Source organism: Rahnella laticis, assembly GCF_015644585.1.
GTDB classification, from domain to species: domain Bacteria; phylum Pseudomonadota; class Gammaproteobacteria; order Enterobacterales; family Enterobacteriaceae; genus Rahnella; species Rahnella laticis.
Genome location: NZ_JADOBI010000010.1, coordinates 69,794 through 87,856, shown reverse-complemented (window position 1 = coordinate 87,856; position 18,063 = coordinate 69,794). Strand labels below are relative to the sequence as shown.

The 18,063-nt window shown below is 50.0% G+C and carries 13 protein-coding genes and 1 tRNA gene; 5 read left to right on the top strand and 9 right to left on the bottom strand.

Annotated elements, in window-relative coordinates:
• Positions 1-11 precede the first annotated feature (11 nt).
• From IV433_RS19635 to pepA, 6 genes are all read right to left on the bottom strand, one after another.
• The gene (locus IV433_RS19635) at positions 12-1,544 is read right to left on the bottom strand and encodes a PTS transporter subunit EIIC (protein WP_195815604.1); all 1,533 of its coding nucleotides are present in this window, start codon (positions 1,542-1,544) and stop codon (positions 12-14) included.
• Between the two features lie 147 nt (positions 1,545-1,691).
• The gene (locus IV433_RS19630; RefSeq protein ID WP_195815605.1) at positions 1,692-2,432 is read right to left on the bottom strand and encodes a MurR/RpiR family transcriptional regulator; all 741 of its coding nucleotides are present in this window, start codon (positions 2,430-2,432) and stop codon (positions 1,692-1,694) included.
• 36 nt (positions 2,433-2,468) lie between these two features.
• Positions 2,469-2,972 (bottom strand): GNAT family N-acetyltransferase, encoded by a 504-nt coding sequence (locus IV433_RS19625; RefSeq protein WP_195815606.1) that lies wholly within the window; start codon positions 2,970-2,972, stop codon positions 2,469-2,471.
• Positions 2,973-3,134: 162 nt separating this feature from the next.
• Complete coding sequence (locus IV433_RS19620) at positions 3,135-5,990, bottom strand: valine--tRNA ligase (protein WP_195815607.1); 2,856 nt, start codon at positions 5,988-5,990, stop codon at positions 3,135-3,137.
• Positions 5,983-6,468, bottom strand: a complete 486-nt coding sequence (locus IV433_RS19615) for a DNA polymerase III subunit chi (protein WP_101075028.1) — start codon at positions 6,466-6,468, stop codon at positions 5,983-5,985. Before IV433_RS19615 ends, IV433_RS19620 begins: the two co-directional genes overlap by 8 nt.
• Before the next feature lie 119 nt (positions 6,469-6,587).
• A complete protein-coding gene (pepA, locus tag IV433_RS19610; protein WP_101075029.1) occupies positions 6,588-8,099 on the bottom strand; it encodes a leucyl aminopeptidase in 1,512 nt (503 codons plus the stop codon).
• A 278-nt stretch (positions 8,100-8,377) separates the two neighbouring features.
• Here pepA and lptF point away from each other — a divergent pair, with 278 nt between their 5' ends.
• The gene (lptF, locus tag IV433_RS19605; RefSeq protein ID WP_195815608.1) at positions 8,378-9,472 is read left to right on the top strand and encodes an LPS export ABC transporter permease LptF; all 1,095 of its coding nucleotides are present in this window, start codon (positions 8,378-8,380) and stop codon (positions 9,470-9,472) included.
• Positions 9,472-10,542 carry an LPS export ABC transporter permease LptG gene (gene lptG, locus IV433_RS19600; RefSeq protein WP_195815609.1) on the top strand — a complete coding sequence of 357 codons (1,071 nt, stop codon included), beginning with the start codon at positions 9,472-9,474 and terminating at the stop codon, positions 10,540-10,542. Before lptF ends, lptG begins: the two co-directional genes overlap by 1 nt.
• A 75-nt stretch (positions 10,543-10,617) precedes the next feature.
• Here lptG and ampH read toward each other — a convergent pair whose 3' ends face one another.
• Entirely contained in the window at positions 10,618-11,757 is a 1,140-nt protein-coding gene (gene ampH / locus IV433_RS19595; RefSeq protein WP_195815610.1) for a D-alanyl-D-alanine-carboxypeptidase/endopeptidase AmpH, read from the bottom strand.
• Positions 11,758-11,976: 219 nt separating this feature from the next.
• Between ampH and IV433_RS19590 the strand changes: the two genes are divergently transcribed.
• From IV433_RS19590 to IV433_RS19585, 3 genes are all read left to right on the top strand, one after another.
• Positions 11,977-12,061 (top strand) — tRNA-Leu (locus IV433_RS19590).
• Between the two features lie 348 nt (positions 12,062-12,409).
• Positions 12,410-12,568: a hypothetical protein gene (locus IV433_RS26205; protein ID WP_229893561.1), complete on the top strand. Its 159-nt coding sequence runs from the start codon at positions 12,410-12,412 to the stop codon at positions 12,566-12,568.
• Between the two features lie 62 nt (positions 12,569-12,630).
• A complete protein-coding gene (locus IV433_RS19585; RefSeq protein WP_229893559.1) occupies positions 12,631-13,338 on the top strand; it encodes a COG2958 family protein in 708 nt (235 codons plus the stop codon).
• A gap of 249 nt (positions 13,339-13,587) precedes the next feature.
• Here IV433_RS19585 and IV433_RS19580 read toward each other — a convergent pair whose 3' ends face one another.
• On the bottom strand, positions 13,588-16,809 hold the full coding sequence (locus tag IV433_RS19580; RefSeq protein ID WP_195815611.1) for a type I restriction endonuclease subunit R, EcoR124 family: 3,222 nt from the start codon (positions 16,807-16,809) through the stop codon (positions 13,588-13,590).
• A gap of 14 nt (positions 16,810-16,823) precedes the next feature.
• The gene (locus IV433_RS19575; protein WP_195815612.1) at positions 16,824-18,053 is read right to left on the bottom strand and encodes a restriction endonuclease subunit S; all 1,230 of its coding nucleotides are present in this window, start codon (positions 18,051-18,053) and stop codon (positions 16,824-16,826) included.
• Positions 18,054-18,063 lie beyond the last annotated feature (10 nt).

Below are 18,063 nucleotides of genomic sequence, written 5' to 3'. Positions count from 1 at the left end.
TAATATCCGGTTTAATTCATTTCTGCCTGTGCGGCGCGCTGACTTTCAGCCTGGATCTTTTTCGTGGCCGCCACATCGGGCTCATCTTTGAAACCGACCAGCCAGGTAAACAGGGCGCCGAGAACAAAGGCGACAGTAATCGACAGCAGAAAACCGAGGAACTGCGGCATGTGGCCTTCTTTGAAGAACACCGGCAGTACCGCGATGCCGGGCAAGCAATAACTCCATGAAACCGCGTTGAAAGAACCGGCAATCGCACCGCCGATACCCCCGGCGACGCAGCTGCACAGGAAAGGTTTTTTCAGACGCAGAGCCACACCGTAAATGGCGGGTTCGGTAATCCCGAACAGGCCGGTGACGCCAGCGGAAAGGGAAATCCCTTTCATTTCACGGTTGCGGGTTTTCAGGTAAACGCCAAACATGCTGCCTGTCATCGCGAATACAGCCGAGGCTTGCAGACCGGTGAAGGTGTCGTAGCCCAGCGTTGCATAGTTGCCGACGGTAACCGGCGTGATGCCCCAGTGAACGCCGAGTGTGACCAGCGGTTGCCAGAAAGCACCGACAACGAAACCGGCAATGGTCGGGCTGAGGTGATAGAGATAGTTGTAAACGCCGCCAATCGCGCCGCCGATCAGGTTGCCGATCGGGCCGAATACCAGAAGCGTCATCGGGACCATAATGGCGATACAAAACATCGGGGTGAACAGATTGCGGATGACGACCGGCAACACTTTATTGAAGAAGCGTTCGACGTAAGACATCGCCCAGACCATCAGGATGATCGGAATAACGGACGCGGTATAGCTTAGATATTTCACCGGTATCCCGAGGAAATCGAGCGTTGGCGAAGCCAGCGGAATGCCGACAATGTTAGTCAGGATGCTGGCGATTTCCGGATTGTTCACGGCTTCGCGCATCAGTTGCTGCATGGCCGGGTCAGCGGAGTTGATCGAGGTGATTTTGAACGCGGTCAGCATGTTCATATAATCAGGGCTGATCAGCGCACAGGCCGTAATGACGGCAGTAAACGGATGAACGTTGAATTTTTTTGCCGCCGTAAACGCGATCATGACCGGCAGGAAGGTAAACGCCGTCCAGGAAACGAAATTGAGAATACGGTAGGTGCCGCTGCTTGCATCCATAATCCCGACGGCTGCGAGGAAAGAAATGATCCCCTGTAAAATACCGCAAGCGGCGAGCTGATAAAGGAATGGGGTGAAGATACTGGAAATGACATCCATCACGCGGCTGACGATGCCGACGTTCGGCGCAGAGACCGGTGCGTTTTCATCGACGTGGATCAGTTTCAGAACCTGTTTATAAGCGTCGCTGACGTGGTTACCAATTACCACCTGCATCTGACCACCGGCTTCGATTACGGTGATAACGCCTTTAACGCGCTTTAATTCTTCTTTATCAACAGAACTATTATCTTTCAGAACAAAGCGTAAACGGGTAGCGCAATGTGTGATGCTAATCACATTATTTTCGCCGCCAATATATTTAACAATATCCTGAGCTGTCTGAGCGTAATCAATAGCCATTATTTATTATTCTCCTGCGGGTATACAGAGGTGAGCTTTTTTGTTTTTCTACTCGTTGGCAGGAGTGTAGCAAAAGAAAGGGTATTGTCACGATATAACAAAAAACAGGAAAGGTAATATGTCACATCTTTAAAACACCCTGTTTTTTCATTGCGCTGAGTCACGTTTTATTAAAGGTAATTTCTTTCCAATCGTTTCGATAATATAAAGTACGGGGATCTGCGTTGTAATATTGTACTGACCTTCTAATACAATTTGCGGCATGTGGTAGGAGATGTTGAGGTCTGCCATACGCGCCAGCGTTGAGTTCTCGCTGTTCGTCAGGCTGATGATCTGGCAGTTGTGCTGGCTGAACTGTGTGGCGAACCGTAATACTTCCTCCGTCTCTCCTGAGACAGAAAGAATAATAGCGATGGCATCTTTATACATATCGCTGTTAATCGGGAAATAAGGGTCATCAATAAATGTACTGAATTTCCCGACGTTAGAGAAAAAACGTGCGCTGTATTTCCCTAATGAACCTGATGTTCCTACCCCGACAAATATAATCCGCTGCGCGTTAGAAATTCTTTTTGCCGCCTCATCTAATAATTCATCAAATTCGCTGTTATTAATACTTTTGAAATAGCTGATGATTTCACTAATACCAAAGGAGACCGGCGGCTTTTCTTCATGTTCCAAAAACAATTTAAAACGGATACGAAACTCAGAATATCCGTCGCAATCCATTTTTTTGCAAAAACGCAGAATCGTGGTGGTTGATACACCGGCGGCATCTGCCAGCTCACGGATAGTCATGTACATCACTTTATCGCCATTTTTGACGATGTAGTTATAGACCGTCAGTTCCAGTTCGTTTAACGCTGAAATGGCTTTGTGTGTGAACATGAGATGCCTGTTTTTTTATGGATTGCGAAAAGGATATCAGAGGTATTTTAACATCGTCACTTCACAATCGACATGCCCGGTGTTGCCCAGCGAGCCATCAATATGTTGAAAACCCAGACGCTCATACAGCGCGATCGCCTGCGTCAGGCTGGCGGTTGTTTCCAGATAGCAGCGCGCGAATCCGTTCTGGCGGGCATGTTCCATTGCCTGTAACGCCAGTCGTTTCGCCAGACCCTGGCCACGCAGTGAAGACAGGAAATACATTTTTTGCAGTTCGCACAAATCATCTTCGCCGCCAGAAAGCGGTGCCACACCGCCGCCGCCGGCGACTTTACCATCGACTTCCACCACCCAGTAAGCGCAACGTGGCTGACTGTAGCTTTCATACAGATGATCCAAATTCGGGTCAGCTACGGTATAGCCTTTATCGGCAGTCAGGCCAAATTCAGCCGATACATGGCGGATTACGTGTGCGATAGCCGCGTTATCTTCAGGGCGAATCGGGCGCACCAGCACGCTGACAGGAAGGGAGGTCGTCATATTGCTCACTCAGTTTCAAAAAATAAGATAAATAAACAGACCGTTTTAATACCATCTAAGGGCAGGTGGGTGCAACGTTACCGGCTGTTATCGCAGAATAAAAAAGGCCGCTTTCGCGGCCTTTGTCATCTCAAATATTTACCCGGATAACCGGCACCAAAATTACAGAGCAGCGATTGTCGCTTTCTGTTCTGCAATCTTGATTTTGGCTTCACCGCAGGCTGCCAGACGTTCGCGCTCTTTTGCGACAACGGCTTCCGGCGCACGTGCCACAAAACCTTCGTTAGACAGTTTGCCTTCGATAGACGCAATCTCGCCATCCAGCTTCGCCATCTCTTTGTCCAGACGCGCCAGCTCGGCATCTTTGTCAATCAGACCGGCCATCGGGATCAGCAATTCAGCGCCTTCAACCAGTTTGGTGACAGACACAGGGCCTTTATCGCCAGCAGGCAGAATGGTGATGGATTCCAGACGCGCCAGAGATTTAATGAAGCTCAGGTTCTGTTCCACACGACGTTGTGCATCGGCACTTGCGCCGCGCAGCAGCAGTTCCAGCGGTTTGGCCGGAGACAGGTTCATCTCGGCACGCACGTTACGGATAGCGATGATCGCCTGCTTGATCCACTCGAGATCGGCCAGCGCCAGTTCGTCTGCTTTCGCCGCGTCAAATTCCGGGAACGGCTGCAGCATAATGGTTTCCGCTGTGATGCCTTTCAGCGTTTTCACGCGCTGCCAGATGGTTTCGGTGATGAAAGGAATAATCGGATGCGCAAGACGCAGCAGACCTTCCAGCACTTCAACCAGCGTATGACGGGTGCCGCGCAGTTGTGCTTCGCTGCCGCCGTTCATCACAGGTTTAGTCAGTTCCAGATACCAGTCGCAGAACTGGTTCCAGGTGAACTCATAGAGAATACCGGCGGCCAGATCGAAGCGGTAGCTATCCATCGCTTCGCGGTACGCTTTCACCGTGCGGTTATATTCCGCCAGGATCCAGCGGTCAGCCAGAGACAGCTCAAGTTCGCCGCCGTTCAGGCCACAATCCTGGTCTTCTGTGTTCATCAGCACGAAGCGGCTGGCGTTCCACAGTTTGTTACAGAAGTTGCGGTAACCTTCGAGGCGTTTCATGTCCCAGTTGATGTCACGGCCAGTGGAAGCCAGTGCCGCCAGCGTGAAGCGCAGGGCGTCAGTGCCGTGTGGTTCGATGCCGTTCGGGAATTGTTTCTCGGTACGCTTGCGGATTTTTTCTGCCAGCTGCGGCTGCATCATGTTGCCGGTACGTTTTTCCAGCAGGTCTTCCAGCGAGATACCGTCGATCATATCCAGTGGATCGATAACGTTACCTTTGGACTTGGACATTTTCTGCCCTTCGTCGTCGCGGATAAGACCGGTCATGTAAACGGTGTGGAACGGAACCTGTGGCTTGCCGTCTTCATCTTTCACAAAGTGCATGGTCATCATGATCATGCGCGCGATCCAGAAGAAGATGATGTCGAAGCCGCTGACTACGACGCTTGACGGGTGGAAGGCTTTAAGATCAGGCGTCTGCTCAGGCCAGCCCAGCGTGGAGAATGTCCACAGGCCGGAAGAGAACCAGGTGTCGAGCACGTCTTCATCCTGAGTCAGAACAACGTCTGCGCCCAGATTGTTTTCGCTGCGTACTTCCGCTTCGTCGCGGCCAACAAATACGTTGCCTTCGGCGTCATACCACGCCGGAATGCGGTGTCCCCACCACAGTTGACGGGAAATACACCAGTCCTGAATGTCGCGCATCCAGCTGAAATACATGTTTTCGTACTGTTTCGGTACGAACTGGATATCGCCCTGTTCAACGGCTTCCACCGCGACTTTCGCCAGCGGTGCGGTACGGACGTACCACTGGTCGGTCAGCATTGGCTCAATAACCACGCCGCCACGGTCGCCATAAGGAACGGTCAGGTCGTGAGGTTTGATTTCTTCCAGCAGGCCGGCTTCTTCAAACGCGGCAACCACGGCTTTACGTGCGGCAAAGCGCTCGAGGCCACGGAATTGCTCAGGGATATCGTTACAGCACGCATCGCTTTCTTCGCCGTTAGTGTCGAACACTTCAGCGGTCTGGCGGATGTCGCCATCGAAAGTCAGGATGTTGATCATCGGCAGGCCGTGACGTTTCCCGACTTCGTAGTCGTTAAAGTCATGCGCAGGCGTGATCTTTACGCAACCGGTGCCTTTTTGCATATCGGCGTGTTCATCGGCCACGATTGGGATACGGCGGCCAACCAGCGGCAGAATGATGTCTTTGCCGATCAGGTCTCTGTAACGCGGGTCTTCCGGGTTAACGGCCACGCCGGTATCACCGAGGACGGTTTCCGGACGGGTGGTCGCGACAACCAGATAATCTTTGCCTTCAGCGGTTTTCGCGCCGTCAGCCAGCGGATAGCGCAGGTGCCACATGGAACCTTTGGATTCGCGGTTTTCAACTTCGAGGTCGGAAATCGCGGTGCGCAGTTTTGGATCCCAGTTCACCAGGCGTTTGCCACGGTAAATCAGATCTTCTTTATACAGGCGTACGAAGACTTCGCGCACGGCGTTGGACAGGCCTTCGTCCATGGTGAAGCGCTCACGCTCCCAGTCCACGGAATCGCCCAGGCGGCGCATCTGACGGGTGATCGTGCCGCCTGATTCTGCTTTCCAGTCCCAGATTTTGTCGATAAACGCTTCACGGCCGTAGTCGTGACGGGTTTTGCCTTCTTCGGCTGCGATTTTACGCTCAACCACCATCTGCGTTGCGATGCCTGCATGGTCGGTGCCCGCCTGCCACAGAGTGTTTTTACCCTGCATGCGCTGATAGCGGATCATGGCGTCCATGATGGTTTGCTGGAAAGCATGACCCATGTGCAAGCTGCCGGTAACGTTCGGCGGCGGGATCATGATGGCAAAGCTTTCTTTACTGGTATCACCATGTGGCTTGAAATAGCCCTGTTGTTCCCAGTGCTCGTAAAGCGGCTGCTCGATGTCTTGCGGGTTATATGTCTTATCCATTTCGCTTCGTATTTTCGTCGGTCGATGTGGTGACTGAGGGCGGCGTGGCCGTCGTCAAAGAGAAACCCACGCTGCGATAGGCTTTGTAGCGTTCGCGCGCAAGCTGTTTAAGGGAATCTTCGTAAGGAACGAAGTCTACCACTTCATGGAAAGCAGTAGCAAAATCTGCAAATTCAGGCAGGAGGCTTATCAGCAGGTCGCGTGGCGCATTGCCGCGCTTACCCGGCCAGCAAAGCTCCACCGGCGCACCAAATCTCGGGCCTTCGCCCGCCAGATTATGTGGCACAAAGTGGTTTGGATCGCGCTTCCACAGCGCTTCATCCAGACGCTCGGCCTGTTTTTGATCTTCACAGGCCAGCAGAACACGTTTGCCCATCCGGTAACGTTCAGCGGCGACCTGACAGGCCAGCGCTTCGTGTGAGCTGAGCTCGCCACTTGCATCCGGCGCATCGAGAAGAAAGAAGGTAGCCTGTTTCATGATGAGTTCACTGTGCTGCTGAGAAAAAACAGGGGCGCAACTGGGTGCGCCCGCCTGTGAAGGGTCTGAGGATGTTTCCAGACCCTGATTGGGGAATTATACCTTATTTAGCGAATGAATCATTCATCGCCATCAAGGCCAGCGCGGTTCAGCAGGAACTGCGCCAGAAGTGCGACCGGACGACCGGTTGCGCCTTTGTTTTTACCTGAACGCCATGCGGTACCGGCGATGTCCAGATGCGCCCAGCTGTATTTACGGGTGAAGCGCGACAGGAAGCAACCCGCAGTGATTGCACCACCCGGACGGCCACCGATGTTCGCCATATCCGCAAAATTGGAATCCAGCTGTTCCTGATATTCATCCGCCAGTGGCAGACGCCACGCGCGGTCACCGGCCTGTTCGGACGCGCCGATCAGTTCGTGTGCCAGCGGATTGTGGTTCGATAGCAGACCGGTGATGTGATGGCCAAGGGCAATCACGCAGGCGCCGGTCAGCGTGGCGACGTCAATCACCAGCTCAGGATCAAAGCGTTCAACGTAAGTCAGTGCATCGCACAGCACTAGACGGCCTTCTGCGTCGGTATTGAGCACTTCAACGGTCTGGCCGGACATGGTCGTCAGAATATCGCCCGGACGGAACGCTTGTCCTCCTGGCATGTTTTCACAGCCTGCGAGCACGCCAATCACGTTGAGCGGCAGATTCAGTTCAGCCACCACACGCATCGCGCCGTAAACCGCTGCGGCACCGCACATGTCGTACTTCATTTCATCCATATCAGCGGCGGGTTTAATGGAAATACCGCCTGAATCGAAGGTCAATCCTTTACCGACGAGCACGATAGGCTTAGCGTCCGGATTAGGATTGCCCTTATATTCCATCACTGACATCAATGATTCGTTCTTCGAACCCTGACCGACGGCCAGATACGCATTCATCCCCAGCTCTTTCATCTGCTGCTCACCGATTACGCGCGTGGTGATATTGGTGCTGAATGCATCAGCCAGCTGGCGTGCCTGCGACGCCAGATACGCGGCGTTACAGATGTTCGGTGGCATATTGCCGAGATCTTTTGCGGCTTTGATACCGGCAGAAACCGCCAGACCATGGGAAATTGCGCGCTCGCCGCTGGTCAGTTCGCGGCGGGTCGGCACGTTGAAGACCATTTTACGCAGCGGACGGCGGGGTTCGGTTTTATTGCTTTTCAGCTGATCGAAGGTGTAAAGCGATTCTTTGGAGGTCTCGACCGCCTGACGCACTTTCCAGTAAGTATTGCGCCCTTTAACGTGCAGCTCGGTGAGGAAGCAAACGGCTTCCATAGAACCGGTGTCGTTCAGGGTGTTGATCGTTTTCTGGATCACCTGTTTGTACTGGCGCTCATCCAGCTCACGCTCTTTGCCGCAACCAATCAGCAAGATACGTTCGGAAAGGATATTCGGTACATGATGCAGCAACAGGGTCTGGCCCACTTTGCCTTCAAGTTCGCCACGGCGGAGCAGGGCGCTGATGTAGCCATCACTGATTTTATCGAGTTGTTCGGCAATCGGTGACAGGCGGCGAGGTTCGAAAACGCCGACTACAATACAGGCACTGCGTTGTTTTTCCGGGCTACCGCTTTTTACGCTGAACTCCATGCACTCTCCTGAATCTTAAAGACAAGGGCGGGAGGTACGGCTAGAATGAGTCGCCGGAGACACTCTCCCGTCATTGTGTTAACGACCTGTGTTAACCTTAAACGGCGTTAGTTTTTATTTTGGCGGCTATAAGCAAGTTCCTATAGGACACCCCAAATCTCGGTGTTGTAATACTATTTTAGCTGCGAAGGTTGCCATATGATGAGAATAAATGACGGATTAGCGATGAAACTAGCGATTTTCCTTCAAAAAGACAAGTTTTCACAGGCGTATTAAGCGTGATCATCATTAGATATCTGGTTAGGGAAACCTTCAAGAGCCAATTTGCCATTCTGTTCATTTTACTTCTTATCTTCTTCTGTCAGAAGCTGGTCAGAGTGCTTGGAGCAGCGGTCGATGGCGATATCCCAACAAATTTAGTTCTGTCACTTCTGGGGTTAGGTATTCCGGAAATGGCGCAGCTTATTCTTCCACTCAGCCTGTTCCTCGGTCTGCTGATGACGTTCGGCCGGTTATATACCGACAGCGAAATTACCGTCATGCATGCGTGCGGCCTTGGAAAACGCTCACTGGTTATCGCAGCGCTGGTTTTGGCGCTGTTTACGTCATTTTTCGCCGGGATCAACGCCATCTGGCTGAGCCCCTGGTCGTCAAAACATCAGGACGCGGTTCTGGCGGAAGCGAAAGCTAACCCGAGCATGGCGGCGATGGTTGAAGGCCAGTTCCAGCAGGCGCAGAACGGCAATGCGGTTCTGTTTGTCGGCAGTGTGAAAGGCAAAGAATTCCATAACGTTTTCCTCGCGCAGTTACGCCCGAACGGCAACCAGCGGCCTTCCGTCGTGGTGGCAGATAAAGGTCATATGTTGCAACGTGCGGACGGTTCTCAGCAGGTGATGCTCGACAAAGGCACGCGCTATGAAGGCACCGCGCTGCTGCGTGACTTCCGCGTTACAGACTTCACCGATTATCTGGCCGTTGTCGGGCATCAGGCGGTTCAGCTTGATCCGAACGAGTCTGACCAGATGACGATGACCCAGCTCTGGCAATCTTCCGAACCCGATGCCCGCGCAGAGCTGAACTGGCGTTTAACGTTAATTGTTTCGGTCTTCATCATGGCATTGCTGGTGGTGCCGCTCAGCGTGGTGAACCCGCGTCAGGGCCGCGTTCTCAGTATGCTGCCGGCCATTTTGCTGTACCTGATTTTCTTCCTGCTGCAAACCTCGCTGCGCTCTAACGGTGCGAAAGGTAAGCTGGATCCGATGATCTGGATGTGGGGGACGAACCTGCTCTACTTCGGGCTGGCATTGATTCTGAATGCATGGGATACCTTGCCGGTTCGTAAGGTCCGCGCGCGTCTGAGAGGAGCTGCCTGATGTTTGGCGTATTAGACCGGTACATTGGTCGCACTATCTTTAACACCATCATGATGACGCTCTTCATGCTGGTGTCGCTCTCGGGCATCATCAAATTTGTCGATCAGTTGCGTAAAGTCGGGCAGGGTGGATATTCCGCTGCGGGCGCCGGGTTGTACACCCTGCTGAGCGTGCCGAAGGATGTCGAAATCTTCTTCCCGATGGCCGCATTGCTCGGTGCATTGCTGGGGCTGGGCACGCTGGCCACGCGCAGTGAACTGGTGGTTATGCAGGCTTCCGGTTTTACCCGTATGCAGATTGCTGCGTCGGTGATGAAAACCGCGATCCCGCTGGTGTTGCTGACCATGGCGATCGGCGAATGGGTTGCGCCGCAGGGCGAACAGATGGCGCGTAACTACCGTGCGCAGCAGATGTACGGTGGTTCGCTGCTTTCCACCCAGAACGGTCTCTGGGCGAAAGATGGTCACGATTTTATCTATATCGAACGTGTTGCGGGTGAAAATGAGCTCACCGGCGTCAACATCTATCACTTCGATAAAGAGAATAAACTTCAGTCGGTGCGTTATGCGTCTTCAGCCACCTTCGATAAAGGCGTGTGGAATCTTTCTCAGGTCGATGAATCAGACCTGACGGATAATCTGCAAATCACCGGTTCCCAGACGCTGACAGGCGTGTGGAAAACGAACCTGACGCCGGACAAGCTCGGCGTTGTGGCACTCGACCCGGACGCGTTATCGATAAGCGGACTGCATAATTACGTGAAGTATCTGAAGCAAAGCGGGCAGGAAGCTAAACGATATCAGCTGAACATGTGGAGCAAGATTTTCTCGCCACTGTCGGTTGCCGTGATGATGCTGATGGCGCTCTCGTTCATCTTTGGGCCGCTGCGCAGTGTACCGATGGGTGTACGTGTGGTGACCGGTATTTGCTTCGGCTTCCTGTTCTACGTACTCGACCAGATTTTCGGGCCGTTAAGCCTGGTTTATAACATTCCGCCAATCCTTGGCGCATTGTTACCGAGCGGATTATTCTTCGTCATCAGCATGTTCTTACTGCTTAAAAAACGCTAAATCTGACAATCCGGATAAACAAAAAGCAGGCAATGCCTGCTTTTTTTACGTCTGCAATCCGGGCTAATCTCGCCATCAGATCTCGTTATTGCGCACCAGATCGGCCACCAGATCGTTCACGCCATCGCTCATATTTTTGAACTTGGTCAGCTCGCTGCGGGTAACCACCACGAACACGCCGACGCCACGCTGCGGAACCATCGCGACATACGTGATAAAGCCACCACCGCCACCGGTTTTCTGGATAATGCGCGGCAGCAACGGCGTTGGCGCCATCGTTACCCAACCCATTCCCAGTGAATCCGCCATGCCCGGCACATCCATCCCTTTCAGCGAGACCAGATCGGTACGCTTGTAATACATCTTCTGCGCCATTTCAGCTGTGGTAGTGCGCTGCCCGAGGAACTGACGCATCCAGCGGCCCATATCGGCAGGCGTGGAGTAAATGCCACCGCTGCCCGCGGCCGCAGTGGTGTTAATGCAAGGACTTGGACGCAGACCTTCCATCAGGCGCGAACACTGGCTGGCGTTCGGCGTCAGGGTCGTATCCACCATACCTAACGGCTGCGTTATCTGATCGCGCAACAGTTGCGTATACGGCTGATTGGCGGCTTTGGATAACGCATCGGAAAGCAGGTCAAAGGCCAGGTTAGAGTAAGACGCGCGCGCGCCAGGCGGAGTGGTCATTTTGGCCACGCTCAGCCAGCTCCAGCGATCGCTTTTTGTCGGCCAGGTAAAGACCGCGCGATTCGCCGCACCGCCCGGCTGCTCACGTGGCAGGCCACTGGTGTGCGTCGCCAGATTCAGCAGGGTAATCGGGTTTGTGCCGCTGTAAGAAGGCACCCGCGCACCGGCTGGCGCGTATTTACGCAACGGATCGTTAATGCTGACTTTGCCCTGCTGCGCCATTTTGACCAGCACCTCGCTGGTAATCAGCTTGGTCAGGGAAGCAATGCGAACGACTGAGTCTTCACGCGGACGCAGGTCAGAGCCGGGACGCGTCTCCCCGAAACTGCGGAAAACCTGCTGATTGTTATCCACCACCACCAGCGCCATTCCCATCGCGCCGCTGCCGTAAAAGATGTGTTCTGCATGGTCATCCACGACCTGCGACGCCAGACGCGCATTTTGCTGCGCGTGGCTCCATAAAGGCGTACTGGCAAAAGCCAGCGCGAGGAGCGAAAGGGAGAGTTTTTTCAACAAGCGGGTATCCATCAACAGGCCATAAACTATTCGTGATTTGTATACTAATGCGAAGTTTAAAAATCGGCATTGGAAAAACGAGCACAAACGGAAGATTTTTGTCAGCAAAATCCCGCCGCCATGCGGCTGATGTCTGTTTTTTCAACACTTAAACCGAACAACGCCGGATAACTATTGCGTGACCGGCTGGGCTGGGTATAATGCCCACGTTTTCCGCATACTACTTTCAGTGCCGAAGTGGCGAAATCGGTAGACGCAGTTGATTCAAAATCAACCATCGAAAGATGTGCCGGTTCGATTCCGGCCTTCGGCACCAAATAGTATGAAAATCAAGTCACCCACGGGTGGCTTTTTTTATGCCTGGAATTCGGTATTTACATACATTATTTCTTTTATTAACTCCCTCAAAATCATCTGCTGCTTCTAACTGGTGTTTTCGACTCAATAATGCTTTTCAACATCGGAATAGCGAAGCTAACCCTCGGAAAAATGGTGTTTTTTGGAAATGTCTAACTCATTAATCCAATGTGGATCCGTGTTAGATACCAAAATCGTAATTGTGAGCTTGGTTCCGGTAATCAAGGGTTTTACACTATGAGGTCTTAAAAGAGCATGTAACTAAGTTATTAACCGAGTAATGAGGTTAAGTTTAAGGGCAGGAGCCATGACAAGTCGTCCCCAAATGATTATCAACGTGTTGCAGGCTAATCCTGGTAAGCAGTTCTCAGCTCGCCAACTGGCACAAAAATCATCGAAACATATGCTGATGAGCTGGCTGAAAAACGAAAAAATACACGTTTTGCCTGTGATGAGGATTTCCTAAGCCAAATAGCGGCTGAGATTGGCGCTGATTTGCCTCGGGCTAAATCCAAAAGCCTACAAGTAATGACACGGGACAAACCTCGACCACGATTATTCTATTGGGGAGGTGAACTTTCAGATAGCGTTCTGGAAAAGCCGCTGTCTGATGTTCCCTCTGTGCCTTCGGCAGAAACAGCGCATTTCACTGAGCATGCCCTTTACCCGCTTTTGATTGAGTACCTTTCAGAGGAAGAGGAACTGCTTTGCCGCCGTATCGATGAAAAGCGTTCAAGCAACAACAAAGGCCTTGGAGCAAACCACTGGCTTTATCCTGATATTGTTGCATTGCAGCCTCTCGATAAAGGCTGGGATAGCATTGTGCAAAACTGCGTAAGGTATAGCGAAGGGCGTTTAACCCGCCTGTGGTCGTTTGAAGTAAAACGCCAGCTAAACCGTAGCAATGTTCGGGAATGTTTCTTCCAGGCAGTGAGTAATTCCAGTTGGGCTCACTTTGGTTATCTGGTTGCCACCGAGATTAACGAAGACAAACAGCGTGGTGTAGAAAGAGAGTTGCAGATGCTGTGTGCATTGCACGGTATCGGTGTGATCCTGCTTAACCCGCAAGATCCAGGTAATAGTCAGACTCTGATCCCAGCGCGCGAGCGAACCAGTATTGACTGGCAATCCGTCAACCGCCTGGTGGTCGAGAATACGGATTTTAAAGAGTTTATCGATCTGGTGTCTGATTATCACCAGACAGGTAAAATACATAAGGCGTTGTGGAATCGATAAGTTGATTCAGTTTATCCAAGGTAAATAAAGAAGCATAAGGTGTTGCCGACAAATGACGCGGTGCATAAAGTGATTTAAATTGCGATCCAGTCGGCATCGAAAAAATGGAGTATGACGATCCAGAACTGGCGATGAGTCGTTTTATTATTGAGCCTGGCGGCCGCTTTAACGGCCACCATTAACTAATAGATCGGTAGTTGCAAAGAGTGAACACCAGATTGCCATTTTGATAACCCCCCACGCTGAGAGTTATTCCAATATTTCACCTGGTAAGCCGACAACATCACTGTCGCTTAAGAAATCATCTGTTTGTGCAAAAATAAACTGTTTTAAAAACTGTTCAATACGAACATTCAGTTTAAACAGAGGGATGGTTACGCCGTCTTGTTTTTCGAAATAGATCTTGGCTTTCACTTTATCTACCGAATCTTTTAACGCGTCGAAGCGACCAAAGTCATTGAGATTCTTATCCTTAACACTATCAGACATTAATGCCACGAGCAGTCCTTTATCTAAACCAAGAGCATTAACAACTGCGTTTAATTGTGCATTTTCAGCGTTATCTTTGTAGGTGTTGATGTAGTCTCTGAAAGTATGGCCTTCAATTAACTGCGCATCGCCGCGCTGCAAGTCGTGCAAGAAGAGTTTGGCGTACTTTTGCTCGTTTTGGGTGAGCGATGCAAACGACTTGTGTAGCTCATTTAATGTGATTTCAATGCTCGCAGCGTCCTGGTGTTGGTTCAGCTCTTTTAAAAATTTATCAAAGCGGCTGTTCATATAGTCGGCATCGATTTTGCCGGTATCTATTTCAGTTAAATAACCACTGATATCAAAAGGCACATCGTCGCCACCTTCGCCACCGCCATCACTTTTACCGACCAACTCTTTATAGCGCAGGACCAGGCTCAGGTAAGTTTGTTCATCTATAGCCAGCGTTACCTCATGTTCTACATCATTCTCAGTAAAGGAATATACCAACTCTTCCCAATGCAAACCTTGTACTTTAGCCGCTTCCAGATGCTGGCTAAAGGTGTTAAATAATTTGGCGAATTGAGCACAGGCTTCTATATCGTCTGGCAGCTTTTCAAAGTTCTCAACACCCGTACTGACAAACAGCTCGGTAATTTCTACGACTAATTCATTCATGGCTTTTAGATTGCTTTCTAACCTATCAACAAATAAGCCGATAGGTCTGTCGCCGGAATAGAGTTTTACCGCGTCATTGATATGCTGCTCCATGGTGTGTGGGTAGCGGTAATAACGAATGATACCGTGAGGTTTGTCCGGGCCAAATAAGCGATTGGTGCGTGAGAACGCCTGAATAATGTTTTGGTATCTAATCACCTTGTCTAAATACAAGGTATTAAGCCATTTAGAGTCAAAGCCCGTAAGCATTTGATCCACCACGATCAGTAAATCTAATTGCTTTGAAGGCTCGGTATGAATGCGCTCGTAGGGCTTTTTATGGGCAAGGCGTGCCGCCAAATCTTTTTTGAAGGCCGCATGGCGGGCAAAATCAAAATCCTGGCCGTAACGCTTATTGTAGTCGTCCATAATCTCGTCCAGACCATCACCTTTAAAGGTGGGGCCACGGTCACCGCTGCCATCGTTATCAATGTTCGGGTCAAACAGGGCTGATACTTTAAGTTCAGGTTTCGCAGCTTTTAAATGACGGTAATAGTCAATGGCTTCGGCAATGCTGTTAGTGGCAAAAATAGCGTGGAATTTATTGCCCTGGCTGAGTACATCCCATTTATGCAGAATATCTTCCACCACCTTGGCTTGGTGAGTTTCGCTTAAATATTGGCTTTTCGGCACATGGTCTTCAATGCCTTTGTGGTACTTGCCTGTGCCGTCTTTATGACCAGCCATAGGTACATCTTTCATAAAGTGGTTAAACTTTTTCTTTTTGGCCGGGTTATCCATGGCCTCCATCACCGTGTTGGCTTTGGCTTGTTCTAACGCCACCGCTTGTCTTAGGTCACTGTCTCTAAAAGTAGGCACTTTGTAAGGGTCAAAACCGAGTACGTTGCCATCGCGTATACCATCGGCAATGCTATAGCGGTGCAGCTCGTTGCCAAATACGGTACTGGTGGTATTGCCGTTTTTTTCGTTTTCTTCTTGAATGGGCGTACCGGTAAAACCAAAAAATAAGGCGCGCGGAAAGGTATGTTTAATGATAATCAGCATATCGCCAAAGGTAGAGCGGTGTGCCTCATCGACAATAAACACCAAACGCTTAGCGCGAATTTTTTCAATATCCGCAGAGTTTGTGGCCGTGCCTTCATCGTCCACCGCTTCAAAAATATTACTCATTTTTTGAATAGAGCTAACAATTAACGTATCGGCGGGGGCGGTGCTTTTTAATTTGGTAATGAGTACGTGAGTATTTTCTGTGGCTTGTACGGAATCTCTATCGTCAGCGAAACCTTGATACTCGAGGAGAGATTGCGTACCTAGCTCGATGCGATCCATTAAAAAAATCACTTTATCGGCATCTTTGGATTGTGCGATCAACTGCGCCGATTTAAAGCTGGTCATGGTTTTACCCGAACCCGTGGTATGCCACACATAACCCCCGAGGCGATCGGGATTATTGGCCGCGCTACCCAGTTGCTGCCAGTTGGTTTTGGCCACTTTGTCAGATATCGCATTGGCGGCGTAATACTGATAACTGCGCATGACCTTAAGTACGCCGTCGGTATCGTCGGCGACGGTATAAAAGCCAATCAACTGGTGCGCCATAGGGATAGAAAGCAAGGTAGAGGCAATGTCTTTCCAGTGGTTCATGGGCTCGTTATTAAAATCGGCCCAGTTAAATTGATAGTCGGAATTAAACTTGCCGTCTAGCCCGGGGTTGGCAAAGTATTTGGCTTCATTGGGCTCCATGGCCACAAACACCTGAATGAGAGAAAACAGGCCGCTAAATACACCCTCTTTGCTGTATTTTTCAATTTGGTTTACTGCCTGGCTAACCGGAATACCACTGCGCTTCAGCTCTACATGGATCACCGGCATACCGTTAATCAGTAGCAGCACATCCCCGCGTCTGTCGTTGCGCAAAGGGCTGCCGCGTTCAAATTTGGGTTGCTGCACAATTTGGTAACGGCTTTGGCCTGCGGCGATTTCTTGGCGATCGTATATTTTTAGGCTGACTTCTTTGCCCATATGCAAGTTATCGGCTGGGTTATCGCGCTTAATGGCCACGGTTTTACCATTAATTAAACCATTGAGCTTGAGCGGGGTTTTAAGCTCTTTGATTTGCTCAATAATTTGCTGCATTTCAGTCGCGGTAAGCGGAACATCGTTTAAGCGATCCCGCTGGCGATTGTTTTCAAACAAAATATTTGCCCAATTTTGCAGTAAATCCGCTTCGGTTTTATTTTTGAGTATCTCGGTTTCCCAGCCCTTATGGGTCAACACTTCAATAAAGGCCTGCTCAAATTGCGCTTCGGTTTTAAAGGTGATCATGATGGCGCTCCCTGTTAGACAAACATTTTACTTAAGCAGGCCTGCTTGATGTTATTGAGTTTGGTGATTTGTTGTTGGTGTTGGTTTATCAGGTTGTCGAGTTTTTGGAAGTAGTTGCCGATGGCTGTTTGTTCTTGTCTTTCAGGTGTACTAATTTCGGTGTCTAAGATGTTTTTGTTGTAGAGTCGTTGGATAGTGCTGCCTTCTAGCCCACTCCATTTAACCATAGAATAAAAAACCTTCAAGAAAGCATTGTCTATCTTTCCATCATGTTTTAGCCAAACAATATTTGAGTCCTGAAAGTATTGCTCTTCTCCTTTGTATTCAACAACGCGACCAATACTTCCAGAAGCCGATAGTAGAAGGTCTCCTGCGACTGGATATGGGTATTTTGCTTTATATTCATCAAATAGGTTTTTACTAATAAAAGCATCAGCTTGCTTTCCAAAAGTACCTATTTTAAAGAATGGAATCTCGCCGCTTATGGTCGTTTGATGCTTAAAAATTCTTTTATTCATGGCGACAGAACCAAGATCACCCAAAGTTAGGTTTTTCCACTCCCCACTAAACCCTTTAAAGCGGATTTCTGGAATGGTTTCGCCTTGTTTGGGGAACATTTTTTCTAGCATGGCTTTTTTAATGTTACTGAGGTTGTCATGCTTTTGTTGGTGTTGATTGATCAGCGCGTCTATCTTTTGGAAGTAGTTGCCGATGGTGGTTTGTTCTGTTGTGTCTAAAGGAAAATGAATGGGTGTGATCTTCAATATCTCTGTATTGATCGACGGCATGGTTTGACCAACAGCCCTAGATACCACACTCTTTTTTACACGCGAAGTTGATAATTCATGATGCAAATATTCGCTATCAATAATTTTCCCAGATCGAACTCGTAATACTCGCCCAGAAAACAACCATCCTTCCTGCTTGTTTGTTACGAGTGCATTTATATCAACAGAACCAACACGAGAAAATACAATATCACCAACTTTAAGCAGGTATGCTTTAAGCCTTAAATAATCATCTTCACTGACCTGTGGAATATTTTTTTTATCAACAGGAAGTTCACCTGACTTAAAATGCTCAGTTGTTATAATGGCATGTCCATCTTCTACGTATGCTTTAGCATGTAATGTACTACCAAAGGGGCCTGTTTTGATTTCAGCTACATCTCCAAGAATTTCCTCTGCCCACTCTCCACTAAAACCTTTAGAGCGAATCTCTGGCACCTTATTATCCGTACTCATCTTATTATCC